The organism is Pseudomonas sp. AAC (assembly GCF_000725445.1).
GTDB classification, from domain to species: Bacteria; Pseudomonadota; Gammaproteobacteria; order Pseudomonadales; family Pseudomonadaceae; genus Pseudomonas; species Pseudomonas citronellolis.
Genome location: NZ_KL647095.1, coordinates 687000 through 699765, shown reverse-complemented (window position 1 = coordinate 699765; position 12766 = coordinate 687000). Strand labels below are relative to the sequence as shown.

The window sequence follows — 12766 nt, the reverse complement described above, 5'->3', positions numbered from 1 at the left end:
GGAAGTCTCTGAAAGGCAACCTGCCAAGCTTAGGCCAGAGCGGCGCGCGCGCCCACGTCACCGAATGTCGCCCAGGCGACGCCCCCCGCTTTTCGTAGGAGCGAGCTTGCTCGCGAACAGCTTCGGCACGAGGCGGTTCGCGAGCAAGCTCGCTCCTACAAGGGCAAGGGTTGGCGTGCGGGGGTCAGAACGGCTTGTCGCCGAGTATGGTCGCGCGGTGCATCACCCGGCGCTGCGGGCGGTAGTCGTCCACCGCGTAGTGCTGGGTCACGCGGTTGTCCCAGAAGGCCACGTCGTTCTCGCGCCAGCGCCAGCGCACGGTGAACTCCGGGCGGGCGACGTGGGCGAACAGCAGGTCGAGGATGGCCCGGCTCTCGGCCGCCGACAACTCGTTGATGCGGGTGGTGAAGCCGTCGCTGACGAACAGCGCCTTGCGCCCGGTGACCGGGTGGGTGCGGATCACCGGGTGCGAGCGCGGCGGGTTCTTCTTGCGCGCCTCCTCCAGCCGCGCCAGGTCGGCGTCAGTGGCGCCGAAACGTTCCTGGGGGAAGGACTTGCTGATGTCGTGGGTGGCGGTCAGGCCGTCGAGCAGGCGCTGCAAGGGTTTGGACAGCGCCTCGAAAGCGGCGATGCCACTGGCCCAGAGGGTGTCGCCACCGTAGGGCGGCAGTTGCTTGGCGGCCAGCACCGCGCCCAGGGCCGGGGTTTCCAGGAAGGTCACGTCGGTGTGCCAGATGGCGTTGTCGCGCACGTCGGTGACGGCGGTGTCGAGCACGATCACCTCGCGCTGCTCGGGCACGCTGGGGTAGATCGGGTGGATGTGCAGGTCGCCGAAGCGCGCGGCGAAGGCGGCCTGCTGCGAAGGAGTCAGCGGCTGGTCGCGGAAGAACAGCACCTGGTGGGTGAGCAGGGCCTGCTCGATGGCCTGCTGCTGGGCGTCGTCCAGCGGCTGGCGCAGGTCGATGCCGGAGACTACGGCGCCCAGGGCGGGGCTGAGGGGGGCCAGGGTCAGGGTGGTCATTTCTTTTCTCTCTCGTGTTCTGTGCGGGGAAGAGCACCCTCTCCCCAGCCCTCTCCCGCAAGCGCGAGAGGGGGCTTTGTTCGGTGTGTCAGTCGAGCGCCGAGCTAGCCGGCAGCTCCGATCAGTCCCCTCTCCCGCTTGCGGGAGAGGGTTAGGGTGAGGGGCTCTGGCTCTGGCTCTTGCTCCTCCCCCTACTCCCAGGAAGCAAACCGCCCCTGCAACCAGCGCAAACCCACCTCGAAGCTCAACGCGATCCCGGCGATCAGCAGAATCCCCAGCACCACCACATCGGTCGCCAGGAACTGCGCCGCCGACTGCACCATGAAGCCCAGCCCGCGGTTGGCGGCGATCAGCTCGGCGGCGACCAGGGTCGACCAGCCCACGCCCAGGGCGATGCGCAGGCCGGTGAGGACTTCCGGCAGGGCGCTGGGCAGCACTACGTGGCGCACCACCTGCCAGCGGTTGGCGCCCAGGCAGCGCACCGCCTGGATGCGCGACCTGTCCACGCGGCGCACGCCGGCGGCGGTGGCGATCAGCAACGGGGCGAACAGCGCGAGGTAAATCAGCAGCACCTTGGACAGCTCGCCGATGCCGAACCAGATGACGATCAGCGGCAGGTAGGCCAGCGGCGGGATCGGCCGGTAGAACTCCACCAGCGGGTCGAGCGCGGCGCCCACCAGCGGGTTGAGGCCCATGAGGATGCCCAGCGGAATCGCCGTGAGCACCGCCGCGCCGAGGGCCAGCAGCACGCGCAGCAGGCTGGTGCCGATGTGCTGCCACAGCGTGGCGTCGACGTAGCCTTCGGCGAGCACCCGCTGCAAAGCTTCGTAGAGCTGCTCGGGAGCCGGCAGGAACAGCGTGTCGACCCAGCCGAAATGGGTGGCGAACCACCAGAGCGCGGCGAGTGCGGCGATGCTCCCGGCGGCGGCCCAGCGCCGCGCGTCGCGTGGGCGGGCAGGCTTGGCGCGGCGGCGGGCAGGCAGCTTGGCGCTGAGGGTGTCAGTGGGCATGTTCGGCCTCCGGTTCTTCGAGGAACTCATCCAACAACTCTTGACGCAGGCGGCCGAACTCGGGGTCGGCCTTGATCGAGCGCACCGGCTCGCCGGCCGCGTAGCGCCGCGCGAAGTCCGGGCGCAGGCGCTTGACGATGCGCGCCGGCGGGCCGTCCATGACCACCAGGTCGGTGGCCAGGAACAGCGCCTCGTCGACGCTGTGGGTGATCAGGAACAGGCCCTTGCCGGTCTTGCGCCACAGGTCCAGGGTGAGCACCTGCATGCGCTCGCGGGTCAGGGCGTCGAGGGCGCCGAAGGGCTCGTCCAGCAGCAGGAAGTCCGGCTCCACCGCCAGCGCGCGGGCCAGGCCCAGGCGCTGGCGCTGGCCGCCGGAAAGCTGCGAGACGCGGTAATGCGCGTGCTCCTGCAGGCCCACCAGGGCCAGCACCGCGCGGGCGCGGGCCTCGCGCTCGGCGCGGCCCAGGCCGCGGATGCGCAGGCCCAGGGCGACGTTGTCGAGGGCGTCCAGCCAGGGCATCAGGGCGTCGTCCTGGAACACCACGCCACGCTCGCCGCCGGGGCCTTCGAGAGTCCGGCCGTCGATCTGCACGCGGCCGCGGTCGGGCTTCTGGAACCCGGCCAGGACGTTGAGCAGCTTGGACTTGCCGCAGCCCGAAGGGCCCAGCACCACCAGGGACTCGCCCTTGGCCACGTCCAGGGTCAGCTCATGCAGCACGCGCCGGGTCTGGCCATGCTGCTGGAAAGAAAGGCTCACGGCCTCGGCCGTCAGACGGCTCATGTTTCTGCCCTCCGCAGGGTAAGAAGTGGCTCGCTGGAGCACCCTCTCCCCCCGCCCTCTCCCGCAAGCGGGAGAGGGGGCTACCCGTGCCATCCCCGGGAATCGGTGCCCAGGCCTGGCGACGGACGGCTCCCTCTCCTTTCAGGGCGAGGGCTGGGGAGAGGGGCTCTTCAGCGGGCTTCCCAGTACTCTCAGCGCTGCCCCACCTGCACGCTCTCCGCCTGGCGCACGTACTCCGCGCTGACGTAGGGCGAGTAATCCTTGAGCACCGACGACACGCGCTTCTGCTCCTTCAGGAAGGCCGCGGTCCCGGCGATGTCCTTGGCGGTGCCGCCGCCCAGCAGCGCGCTGGAAAGCTGCTCCTTGGTCTCGGGGAAGGCGCTGCCGGCCAGCAACTCGGGCACGTCCTCAGGCGCCGCTCCGGTCAGCCGGGCGATCTTCTTCGCCTGCTCGGAATCGGCGGTCCACTGGGCCTTGTGCGCGTTGTAGTCGGCGAAGGAGTCGAGGGTCACGCGGGCGAACTTGGCCAGCACCTCCGGGTGCTTCTCGGCGAAGTCCTTGCGCGCCACCCAGACTTCGAAGGTCGGCGCGCCCCATTTGCCCACTTCCGCAGCGTCGGTCAGCACCTTGCCGCTCTTCTTGATCTCGCCCAGGGCCGGCGACCAGACGAAGGCACCGTCGATGTCGCCACGGCGCCAGGCGGCGGCGATCTCGGTGGGGTTGAGGTTGACGATCTTCACTTTGGTGGGGTCGATCTTCCAGTGCTTGAGCGCGCCCAGCAGGCTGTAGTGCGAGGTGGAGACGAAGGGCGTGGCGATGGTCTTGCCGACCAGGTCCTCGGGCTTCTCGATCCTGCTGCCGTTGCGCACCACCAGGGCCTCGGCGGCGTTGATCTGCGCAGTGACGATGAAGGCCACGATCGGCAGGCCGCGCGAGGTGGCGGCGGCCAGCGGGCTGGAACCCAGGTTGCCGAGCTGCACGTCGCCCGAGGCGATGGCGGCGACCACTTCCGGGCCGCTGTTGAAGCGGCGCCAGTCGAGCTTCTCGCCGATGGCTTTTTCGTAGGTGCCGTCGGCCTGCGGGACCTTGGTCGGGTCCACGCCGGTCTGGTAGCCGAGGGTGATGTCGGCCTGGGCGATGCCGGCGACGCCGACCAGGGCGAGCGCGGCCAGCAGGCGGCGCGGGGCGAAAGTGCGTTTCATGGGGTGCTCCTGGAAATGCATTCGGGGCGGCCGGCCGGGCCGTGACGGGCCGCCCCTCGCGGAGCGGCGGGAAATTCGCTTCAGTTGCGCGCCAGGTCCGGCTGCCAGACCTGCACGGCGCGGGCGTCCACCGGCTTGGGCAGCAGGCCCTCGGCGTAGAAGGCATCGGCGATACGCTGCTGCTCGTCGAGGCCGTCGGCGCGCACCGGCTGCACGTCGTAGCTGCGGCGGGCGTTGGCCTGCTCCACGGTGGCGGCGTCGAGGTTGCCCCACAGCGGGCCGAGCAGCTTGGCCGCGTCGGCCGGGTGTTGCTTCACCCAGCGCCCGGTCTTCTGCAGTTCGGCGAAGACCTGCCCGAGCACTTGCGGGTGGGCCTTGGCGTAGTCGCTGGAGGCCAGGTAGTAACGCTGGTAGCTGGCCAGGCCCTGGCCGTCGGCGAGCACGCGGGCGTGCTGCTGGCGCTGGGCGCTGGCGACGTAGGGGTCCCAGGTCACCCAGGCGTCCACCTTGTGGTTCTCGAAGGCGGCGCGGCCGTCGGCGGGGGTCAGGTAGGCAGGCTGGATGTCGGAGAACTTCAGGCCGGCCTTGGCCAATGCGGCGATCAGCAGGTAGTGGCTGCCAGCGGCCTTGGTCACGGCCACGCGCTTGCCTTTCAGATCGGCCAGGGATTTCAGCGGCGAATCCTCCGGCACCAGGATCGACTGCGCGGTGGGCGACGGGGTTTCGCGGGCGAAGTAGGTCAGCTGCGCGCCGGCGGCCTGGGCGAACACCGGCACAGTGTCGGCGACGTCGGCGGACAGGTCGACGTTGCCGACGTTGAGCGATTCGAGCAGCGGCAGGCCGCTGGGGAACTCATGCCAGGACACCTTGATGCCCTGCTTGCCCAGCTCGCGCTCCAGGGTGCCCTGGGCTTTGACTATGGTCAGCAGGGTGGAGGACTTCTGGAAACCGATGCGCAGGCTGCCTTCGGCGTGCGCGCCCAGGGCGCCCAGCAGGGCGGCGGAGGCGGCGAGGCCGACGGCGAAACGGCGCAGGAACGGGCTGCGGGACATGGGTACGGCTCCTCGGGTACGGGGCGGCCGCCTGCAGAGCGAGGACGGACCACTGGACTGGTGTCAGGTGTTCTGGATGAGTCCGGTGGTCCGGTGAAGCAGAGATTACAGGCATAAAAAATCAGAAATAAATAATTTTTAGTTCTTAACTAATGCCGCGCGGATTCATCCCGCCATCAGTGCGCAGCCCCCAGCAGCCGGGCCCTCACGCCCTCCGCGCGGAGGCTGGCCTGGGCCGCCTGGCGGGCCACCGCCAGGGCCTGGGCGGCGAGATTGGCGAAGTGGCTGGCGCGGCCGAAGGCCAGCGCCGCGCCCGCCTCGATGTCCTCGTCCAACTGTCGGGCGGCCTGCTCGCTGAGCACCAGGCCCAGGCCGAGCAGCCGCGACAGTTCCGAGGCCTCGGGTAGGTCCAGGTTGTCCGCGGCCTGCAACGCCAGGCCCAGGGCGACGTTGGCCTGCAGCAGCTGCGCCAGGCCGTCGCCGAGCACGCGCCGCGGCGTGGCCGCCAGGCCCGGCGACAGCAGGATGTCCTCCGGGTGCAGGCGCAGGCCCTGGCAGTGGGCGCCGGCGCGCAGCGCAAGGCCGGCCCGCGCGCTGGGCAGCGCAGCCAGCAGGAAGTCGCCGCTGGGCGCGTGCCAGGCGCGCAGCAGCAGCCAGTCGGCCGCCTCGGCGGTGAAGGCATCCCATTGCGCGCCGTTGACGCGGAAGCCGCCGCGCAGGTGTTCCTCGGCCCGCAGCCGCTGGCCATCGTCCTCGCCCAGGGCGCCCCACAGCGGCTCGCGCAGCAGGCTCAGGTGCAACAGGCGCTGCAGCTGTTCGCGGCTGCCGAGCAGGCGCACGCGGGTCAGTTGCAGGTGATGCACGGCGAACAGCCGGGCCAGGCCGCCGTCGCGCTCGCAGAGGTCGCGCAGAACCTGCAGGACCTCGCGCCAGGGGCTGCCGGCGCCGCCCAGCTGGGCCGGCAGCGACAGCCGCAGCAACCCGGACTCGCGCAGGGCGCGGGCCCAGGCGGCGGGCCCGGCGACGACGGGCTGGGGGAACGGCTCGGCGGGAGCCAGCCGGGGCGGGGCGACGCTCATGGGCACCTCGGGACGACGGGATCAGTGCCTGGGCGAATGGCGCGCGGGAAGACTGAAGCGAAGGGGTTCGGCGGCGCCCCGTTGCGCCGCGCACGAGGCGCGGCCGGGGCGGCACTTAGAACCATATCCAAGCAGTGCGGCAAGGTTAAATAACCTTTTTGCCTTAGCTGAGAACCGTCAGGGCTGCCGCTGGCCAACGGCCGGCCCCTGCTCCACCGCGAAGCCCGCGGCGAAGGTCGGCTGCACGTCCAGGCGCTGCGGGATCAGCCCATGGGCCTGATAGAAGTCCGCGGTTTCCTGCTGCTGGGCTAGGGTCTGGGCGTCCAGCGCCTGCCAGCGCAGTTGCCGGCGCTCGAACTGCAGGCGCGCGGCGTCCTCGGGGAAGCCGATGATCTTCGCCAGGCTGTGCGAATACTCGTCCAGGTACGCGTAGGCCCAGTGCTGGGCGCCGGCCAGGCGTTGCAGGTAGTCCTGCAGGGCGGCGCGTTTCGCCGGGTCGGCCAGGGCGCTGTCGGTGGCGGCCAGGAAGCTGTTGCCAGCCCACAGGCCACGGCCGTTGACCAACACCCGCGCCTTGTCGGCGGTTTCCGAGAGCTCGGTGTAGGGCTCCCAGGTCGCCCAGGCGTCCACCGAGCCGTTGGCCAGGGCCATCTTCGCGTCCACCGGGCCGAGGAAGCGCAGTTCCACGTCCTTCTCGCTCAGGCCTGCCGAAGCCAACGCCTTGAGCGCGACGAAGTGGCCGATGGAGCCGCGCCCGGTGGCGATGCGCTTGCCCTTGAGGTCCGCCGCCGAATGCAGCGGCGAGTCGCCGCGGACGATCACGGCGGTGCCATAGGGGTCGGACTTGTCCACCGCGATGGCCTTCACCTGGGCGCCGGCGGCCAGGGCGAAGAGCAGGGGCGCATCGCCGATGATGCCGGCATCCACCGCGCCGGCGTTGAGCGCTTCGGCCAGGGGCGCGGCGGCGGGGAATTCGAACCACTGGATGTCGTAGGTCAGGCCCTTGAGCGCGCCGGCGGCGTCCAGCTGGGCACGCATGTTGCCCTTCTGGTCGGCCAGGCGCAGGGGCACGCGCTCGGCGGCGAAGGCCTGGCCGGCAGCCAGGCACAGCAGCAGGAACAGGCTGAGGATCTTGCGCATGGCGGGGCTCCTCAACGCTGGCCGACTGTGAGGTCGGCAAGCAGCTGGCGGGCCACCTCGGCGGCGCCGGCGGACAGGCTGAAGTCGAACGCCGGAGCGATGTCCAGCGCCTTGGGCAGCACGCCCTCGCCGTGGAAGAAGTCGGCGGCCTTCTGCAGCGTGGCGGCGATGTTCGCATCGAACACGACGGGGCTGATGCGCGCCTCGCCCACCCAGCGGCGCGTCACCTCCCGGGGCATGTTCAGGTCCTTGGCCAGCGCCGCGGCGAAGGCGTCCGGATGCTGCAGGGCCCAGACCTGGGCGCGCGCCAGGCGCGTCAACAGGTCGCTGATGGCGGCCTTCTTGCCGGCGATGGCGGCGTCGCTGGCCAGGGCGTAGGAGTAGCCGGTCATGATGCCGTCGCCGTTGTCGATCACCCGCGCCTGGTCGAGCAGCACGGCGCTGGAGGTGTAGGGCTCCCAGGGCACCCAGGCGTCCACCGAGCCGCGCACCAGGGCGGCACGGCCGTCCACCGGGCCGAGGAAGGAGAAGGTCACGTCCTCGGGCTTGAGCCCGGCGCGGCGCAGCGCGCCCAGGGCCATGAAGTGGCCCCAGCCGCCGCGGTTGACGGCGATGCGCTTGCCCTTGAGCTCGGCCACCGAGTGGATCGGCGAATCCTTGCCCACCACCAGCGCCACGGTCGCCGGGTTGAAGTGCCAGGCGCCCACGGCCTTGAGCGGCGCGCCGGCGGCATAGACGAAGAGGAACGGGATGTCGCCGGTGAAGCCGATGTCCAGGGCGCCGGCGTTCAGCGCTTCGAGCACCGGGGCGCCGGAGGGGAAGGCGGACATTTCCAGCTTGTACGGCAGGTTGTCCAGCTCGCCGGAAGCGCGCAGCGAGGCGTAGCGGTCGCCCTTCACGTCGCCCAGGCGCAGGGTGACGGGTTCGGCGGCGCTGGCGGCGCCCGCCAGCAAGGTCGCGGCCAGCAGGCCGGCGAAAACACGCAGGGTTCGTTTCATAGGGCAATCTCCAGGCGGCTTCGCACGGAAGCCAGGGGTTGTCTTGGGGCTATCCGTTCCGCCGGTGCGGTCGCCGATATTGCCGTCGCTGTTGTCGGGTGATCGCACGGGCTCAGGGGCTCAGCGCCGCCCTCCCCGCCGCGATCCAGACGCTGTCCTTCTGCGGGGTGTGCACGCGCCCGCAGAGCACGTCGCGGTAGTGGCGCTGCAGCGGGTTGTGCCGGCTCAGGCCGTGGTTGCCGCTCAGCTCCAGGGCCTTCTCGACCACCGCCACCGCGTTGTCGGTGACGGCGACCTTGATCAGCCCCGCCTCGCTGGCGCTCAGCCGCTCGCGGCAGGCGGCGTCGAGCAGCAGGCGGTTCTGCAGCAGCAGGCCGTCGATGGCGCCCAGCGCTTCCTGCACCCGCGGCAGGCTGGCCAGGGGCGCGCCGAGGCTGGCCGGCACGCGCTCGCGCAGCCAGCCCAGCAGCCAGTCGCGGGCGGCCCCGGCGATGCCGTCGTAGAGCGCGCCGAGCAGCGCCGCGCTGGCCTGGGCGAAGTCGCGCAGCACGGCTTCGTCCGGCGCCGGCGGCTGGTCGTGGGGGTAGAGGCCGACGGCGTGTTCCAGCGGCACCGGCACCTCTTCGAAGATCACCTCGTGGCTGCCGGTGGCGCGCATACCCAGGTGGTCCCAGCTTTCCACGATGCGGATGCCGGGGCTGTCGCGGCGCACCAGCCAGGCGCCCACCCGCGGCGTCGGCTCGTCGCTGCGCGCCCACACCGCCAGCCAGGTCAGCCCGGGAATGCCGGTGGTGTAGAGCTTGTGCCCGGACAGCCGCCAGCACTCGCCGTCACGCCGCGCCACGGTTTGCGGCAGGCCGCCGCGCGAGGGCGAGCCCAGCTCCGGCTCCACCCGCAGGCTGTTGATCAGCGCGCCCTGCTCCAGCGCCTCGCGGGCCACGCGGCGCTTGAGCGCTTCGGGCCAGCCGGGGTTGTCCGCCAGGCGCCGCAGGTGCAGGTACTGCATGCACAGCACCAGCGCGGTGGAGGGTTCGCCACGGGCCACGGCGCCGACCACCCGGCGCAGTTCGCCGAGGCCGGCGCCGAGGCCGCCGAGCGCCTGCGGCAGGGCCAGGCCGAGCAGGCCGTGGTGTTGCAACAGGGCGAGGTTGGCGTGGGGAAAGTCGCCGCTGCGGTCGTAGGCCTCGGCGCTCTCGGCCAGTTGCCGGGTGAGCGCCGGCAGCAGGTCGTTGAGCGCCAGCGGCGGGGTCTGCAAATTGGTCATGGGCTCAGGCCGTGGCACGCCGGCGCTCGCGCTCGGCGACCTTGGCGCGGGTCAGCGGGATCAGCTCGCGGCCGTATTCCACGGCGTCGTTGAGCGGGTCGAAACCGCGGATGAGGATGCTGCGCACGCCCAGGTCGTAGTAGGCCAGCAACGCATCGGCGACCTGCTCCGGGGTGCCGACCAGGGCGGTGGAGTTGTGCCCGCCGCCGACCAGCTTGGCGATGCCGGTCCACAGGCGTTCGTCGACGCGGTCGCCCTGCTCCACCGCCTTGAGCAGGCGCTGGGCGCCGACGCTCTGCGGCTTGCCCTTGGGGAAGCCGGCCTCGCCCAGGCGCTGGCTGGCGGTCGCGCGGATCGCCTCGGCCCTGGCCCAGGCCTCTTCCTCGGTGCGCCCGAGAATGGGCCGGAACGACAGGCTGAACTCCACCTCGCGGCCGTTCTGCCGCGCCTGCTCGCGCACCGCGGCGATGGTCTCGGCGGCCTGGGCCAGGGGCTCGCCCCAGAGCATGAACACGTCGGCCTGCCTGCCGGCGACCTTCAGCGCCGCCTCCGAGGAGCCGCCGAAATACACCGGGATATGCGGCTTCTGCTGCGGGCGGATGGCCGAGAAGGCCTGCTCCACGCGGTAGTGCTTGCCGTGGAAGTCGAAGGGCTCGGCGCTGGTCCAGGTGCGTTTGAGCACCTCGATGAACTCGTCGCTGCGGGCGTAGCGCTGGTCGTGGTCGAGATAGTCGCCGTCCTTGCGCTGGTCGGCGTCGCTGCCGCCGCTGATGATGTGCACCGCCAGGCGCCCGTCGAGCAGGTGTTCGAGGGTCGCCAGCTTGCGCGCGGCCAGGGTCGGGGCGACGAAGCCGGGGCGGTGCGCCAGCAGGAAGTTGATCCTGGAGGTGGCCAGGCCGGCGGTGGCGGCCACCAGGAAGCCATCCGGCTGATCGGACCAGTAGCCGACCAGGATGCGGTCGAAGCCGGCCTCCTCGTGGGCGCGGGCGAAGGCGGCGATGTACTGCTTGTCGAGGATCGGGCCGGCCGGGGCGATGGTCTCGGAGGCCAGGCGGTGGCCGATCATGCCGAGGAACTGGATGCTCATGGGGTTGCGTCCTGTGCTCAGTGGAAGGCGTTGGCGAAGGAGGGGTCGATCACGCTGGCGGTGTCGAAGGCCTTGGGCAGCGCGCCGGTCTGCAGCAGGAAGTCGGCGGTGCCCTGGTAGTCGGCGGCGGCCTGGGCGTCCACCGGGCCGACGCTCATGCCGGCCTGGCCGATCCAGTGGCGCGACACGGCCGGGTCGAGGCTGGCCTTCTTCGCCCAGATGTCGGCGTACTGCTCCTTGTGCGCCTCGACCCAGGCCCGGGCCTTCTGCAGGCGGCCGAGGAAGTCGGCGATCTGTGCGCGCTTGGGTTCGATGGAAGCGGCGTTGGCGGCGATGCTCGACAGCCCCGGCATCAGATCGCGGGCGGTGAGGATCGGGCGCGCGCCGGAGAATACGATCTGCTGCGAGATGTACGGCTCCCACACCGGGAAGGCGTCGATGCTGCCGCGCGGCAGGGCGGCGGCGGCGTCGATGGGCATCAGCTTGACGAAGTCGACGTAGTCGCTGGGCAGGCCGGCCTTCTCCAGCGCGCGCAGGGTCAGTTGCTGGCTCCAGGCGCCGGGCCAGTAGGCGACCTTCTTGCCCTTGAGGTCGGCGATGCTCTGCACCGGCGAGTCCTTGGGCACCAGCAGGGCGATGGTGTCGGGGTTCTGCCGCGACACGCCGATGAGCTTCACCGGCGCGCCCTTGGCGGCCAGGAAGATGAACCCGGAATCGCCGAGGAAGCCCAGGTCCAGCGCCCCGGCCTGCAGCCCTTCGGCCACGGGCGCGGCGGACTGGAAGTGCTTCCAGTCGACCGTGTAGGGCGCGCCTTCGAGCACCCCGGAGGCCTCCATGGAGGCGCGCACGTTGTAGTAGTTCTGGTCGCCCACGCGCAGCGTCGGCAGGTCGGCGGCCTGGGCCAGGGGCGCGCCCAGCAGCAGCGCGGCGAAGGTGGCGCGCAGGCGTCGTTTCAGGTTCATCGATGGGGCTCCTCAGCCGGCGCGGCGCAGTTGCGGCAGGCGGGCGATGTGGTCGTGGATGGCGGGAATCAGGCCCTGGCCGTAGCGCACGGCGTCGCCGAGCGGGTCGAAGCCACGGATCAGGAAAGTGGAAACGCCCAGGCGGTAGTACTCGCCCAGGGCGGCGGCGACCTGCTCGGGAGTGCCGACCAGGGCGGTGGAGTTCCAGCGGGCGCCGGTCAGCCGGGCCACGCCGGTCCACAGCCGGGTGTCGAGCACCTCCCCCTGTTGCGCGGCGGCCAGCAGGCGCTGCGAGCCGACGTTCTGCGGCTGGTGGTCGTGCAGCGGCAGGCCCAGGCGCGCGCGGTTCTCGCGCACCTGTTCGAGCACCTCGGCGGCGCGCTTCCAGGCGGCTTCCTCGGTGTCGGCGACTATCGGCCGAAACGACACCGAGAAGCGCGGTTCGCGGCCCTGGGCCCGTGCGGCGGCGCGTACCCGGCGGATGTGGCCGTCGACGGCGGCCAGCGGCTCGCCCCAGAGCATGTAGGTGTCGGCGTGCTTCGCGGCGACCTCGATGGCGGCGTCGGAGGAGCCGCTGAAGTAGATCGGGATATGCGGCTTCTGCCGCGGGCGCACGGCCGGCGAGGCGCCCTGGAAGCGGTAGAACTCGCCGGCGAAGTCCACCGGGGCCTCGGCGGTCCAGATACGCCGCAGGGCGTCGAGGTATTCGTCGGTGCGGGCGTAGCGGCGGTCGTGGTCGAGGTAGTCGCCGTCGCGGGCAAGGTCTTCGTCGTTGCCGCCGCTGACCACGTTCAGGGCCAGGCGGCCGTCGCTGAACTGGTCGAGGGTGGCCAACTGGCGCGCGGCCAGCGGCGGCGCAATCACCCCGGGCCGGTAGGCCAGCAGGATGCCCAGGCGCCGGGTGGCGGCGGCAACGAAGGAGCTGACCACGGCGCCCTCGGCGGCATTGCTGAAGTAGCCCACCAGCACGCGGTCGAAACCGGCGTCCTCATGGGCCTGGGCGAAACGCCGGACGAAACCGGCGTCCACCGCCTCCCCCAGCGGCTGGTCCACCTCGGAACTCGGGGTGGCGGTGATCATGCCGAGAATTTCCACGCTCACTGTGTTGCCCTCGCCTGGGCCGCTGCATAAGGGCGGCGGCTTTCGTTATAAGAAAAACGTCTTGATGGA

The 12766-nt window shown here is 71.2% G+C and carries 12 protein-coding genes; all 12 read right to left on the bottom strand.

All coding sequences use genetic code 11. The features are described 5' to 3' along the window. Nucleotides 1–184 precede the first annotated feature (184 nt). A complete protein-coding gene (tauD, locus tag FG99_RS08600; protein WP_043268829.1) occupies nucleotides 185–1021 on the bottom strand; it encodes a taurine dioxygenase in 837 nt (278 codons plus the stop codon). 191 nt (nucleotides 1022–1212) lie between these two features. After that, nucleotides 1213–2031 (bottom strand): ABC transporter permease subunit, encoded by an 819-nt coding sequence (locus FG99_RS08595; protein WP_009613191.1) that lies wholly within the window; start codon nucleotides 2029–2031, stop codon nucleotides 1213–1215. Further along, complete coding sequence (locus FG99_RS08590) at nucleotides 2021–2812, bottom strand: taurine ABC transporter ATP-binding protein (RefSeq protein WP_043268827.1); 792 nt, start codon at nucleotides 2810–2812, stop codon at nucleotides 2021–2023. Before FG99_RS08590 ends, FG99_RS08595 begins: the two co-directional genes overlap by 11 nt. Before the next feature lie 191 nt (nucleotides 2813–3003). Next, complete coding sequence (gene tauA, locus FG99_RS08585) at nucleotides 3004–4014, bottom strand: taurine ABC transporter substrate-binding protein (protein ID WP_043268825.1); 1011 nt, start codon at nucleotides 4012–4014, stop codon at nucleotides 3004–3006. Nucleotides 4015–4094: 80 nt separating this feature from the next. Next, entirely contained in the window at nucleotides 4095–5066 is a 972-nt protein-coding gene (locus tag FG99_RS08580; RefSeq protein ID WP_043268823.1) for an aliphatic sulfonate ABC transporter substrate-binding protein, read from the bottom strand. A 176-nt stretch (nucleotides 5067–5242) separates the two neighbouring features. Beyond that, nucleotides 5243–6145 carry an acyl-CoA dehydrogenase family protein gene (locus tag FG99_RS08575; protein WP_051878606.1) on the bottom strand — a complete coding sequence of 301 codons (903 nt, stop codon included), beginning with the start codon at nucleotides 6143–6145 and terminating at the stop codon, nucleotides 5243–5245. Between the two features lie 177 nt (nucleotides 6146–6322). Beyond that, nucleotides 6323–7285, bottom strand: a complete 963-nt coding sequence (locus FG99_RS08570; RefSeq protein WP_043268821.1) for an ABC transporter substrate-binding protein — start codon at nucleotides 7283–7285, stop codon at nucleotides 6323–6325. Between the two features lie 11 nt (nucleotides 7286–7296). Then, nucleotides 7297–8283 carry an aliphatic sulfonate ABC transporter substrate-binding protein gene (locus FG99_RS08565; RefSeq protein WP_043268819.1) on the bottom strand — a complete coding sequence of 329 codons (987 nt, stop codon included), beginning with the start codon at nucleotides 8281–8283 and terminating at the stop codon, nucleotides 7297–7299. 112 nt (nucleotides 8284–8395) lie between these two features. Continuing rightward, nucleotides 8396–9547, bottom strand: coding sequence for an acyl-CoA dehydrogenase family protein (locus FG99_RS08560; RefSeq protein WP_043268817.1), 1152 nt, complete (start codon nucleotides 9545–9547; stop codon nucleotides 8396–8398). Between the two features lie 4 nt (nucleotides 9548–9551). Continuing rightward, nucleotides 9552–10634, bottom strand: coding sequence for an LLM class flavin-dependent oxidoreductase (locus FG99_RS08555; RefSeq protein ID WP_043268815.1), 1083 nt, complete (start codon nucleotides 10632–10634; stop codon nucleotides 9552–9554). Nucleotides 10635–10651: 17 nt separating this feature from the next. After that, nucleotides 10652–11596 (bottom strand): ABC transporter substrate-binding protein, encoded by a 945-nt coding sequence (locus tag FG99_RS08550; protein ID WP_043268813.1) that lies wholly within the window; start codon nucleotides 11594–11596, stop codon nucleotides 10652–10654. A 12-nt stretch (nucleotides 11597–11608) separates the two neighbouring features. Then, complete coding sequence (locus FG99_RS08545; protein ID WP_081884592.1) at nucleotides 11609–12676, bottom strand: LLM class flavin-dependent oxidoreductase; 1068 nt, start codon at nucleotides 12674–12676, stop codon at nucleotides 11609–11611. Between the last annotated feature and the right edge of the window lie 90 nt (nucleotides 12677–12766).

Excerpts from the sequence above, each read along its gene's own strand:
- tauD (WP_043268829.1), bottom strand. The coding sequence starts at position 1,021 with ATGACCACCCTGACCCTGGCCCCCCTCAGCCCCGCCCTGGGCGCCGTA.
- FG99_RS08595 (WP_009613191.1), bottom strand. The coding sequence starts at position 2,031 with ATGCCCACTGACACCCTCAGCGCCAAGCTGCCTGCCCGCCGCCGCGCC.
- FG99_RS08590 (WP_043268827.1), bottom strand. The coding sequence starts at position 2,812 with ATGAGCCGTCTGACGGCCGAGGCCGTGAGCCTTTCTTTCCAGCAGCAT.
- tauA (WP_043268825.1), bottom strand. The coding sequence starts at position 4,014 with ATGAAACGCACTTTCGCCCCGCGCCGCCTGCTGGCCGCGCTCGCCCTG.
- FG99_RS08580 (WP_043268823.1), bottom strand. The coding sequence starts at position 5,066 with ATGTCCCGCAGCCCGTTCCTGCGCCGTTTCGCCGTCGGCCTCGCCGCC.
- FG99_RS08575 (WP_051878606.1), bottom strand. The coding sequence starts at position 6,145 with ATGAGCGTCGCCCCGCCCCGGCTGGCTCCCGCCGAGCCGTTCCCCCAG.
- FG99_RS08570 (WP_043268821.1), bottom strand. The coding sequence starts at position 7,285 with ATGCGCAAGATCCTCAGCCTGTTCCTGCTGCTGTGCCTGGCTGCCGGC.
- FG99_RS08565 (WP_043268819.1), bottom strand. The coding sequence starts at position 8,283 with ATGAAACGAACCCTGCGTGTTTTCGCCGGCCTGCTGGCCGCGACCTTG.
- FG99_RS08560 (WP_043268817.1), bottom strand. The coding sequence starts at position 9,547 with ATGACCAATTTGCAGACCCCGCCGCTGGCGCTCAACGACCTGCTGCCG.
- FG99_RS08555 (WP_043268815.1), bottom strand. The coding sequence starts at position 10,634 with ATGAGCATCCAGTTCCTCGGCATGATCGGCCACCGCCTGGCCTCCGAG.
- FG99_RS08550 (WP_043268813.1), bottom strand. The coding sequence starts at position 11,596 with ATGAACCTGAAACGACGCCTGCGCGCCACCTTCGCCGCGCTGCTGCTG.
- FG99_RS08545 (WP_081884592.1), bottom strand. The coding sequence starts at position 12,676 with ATGATCACCGCCACCCCGAGTTCCGAGGTGGACCAGCCGCTGGGGGAG.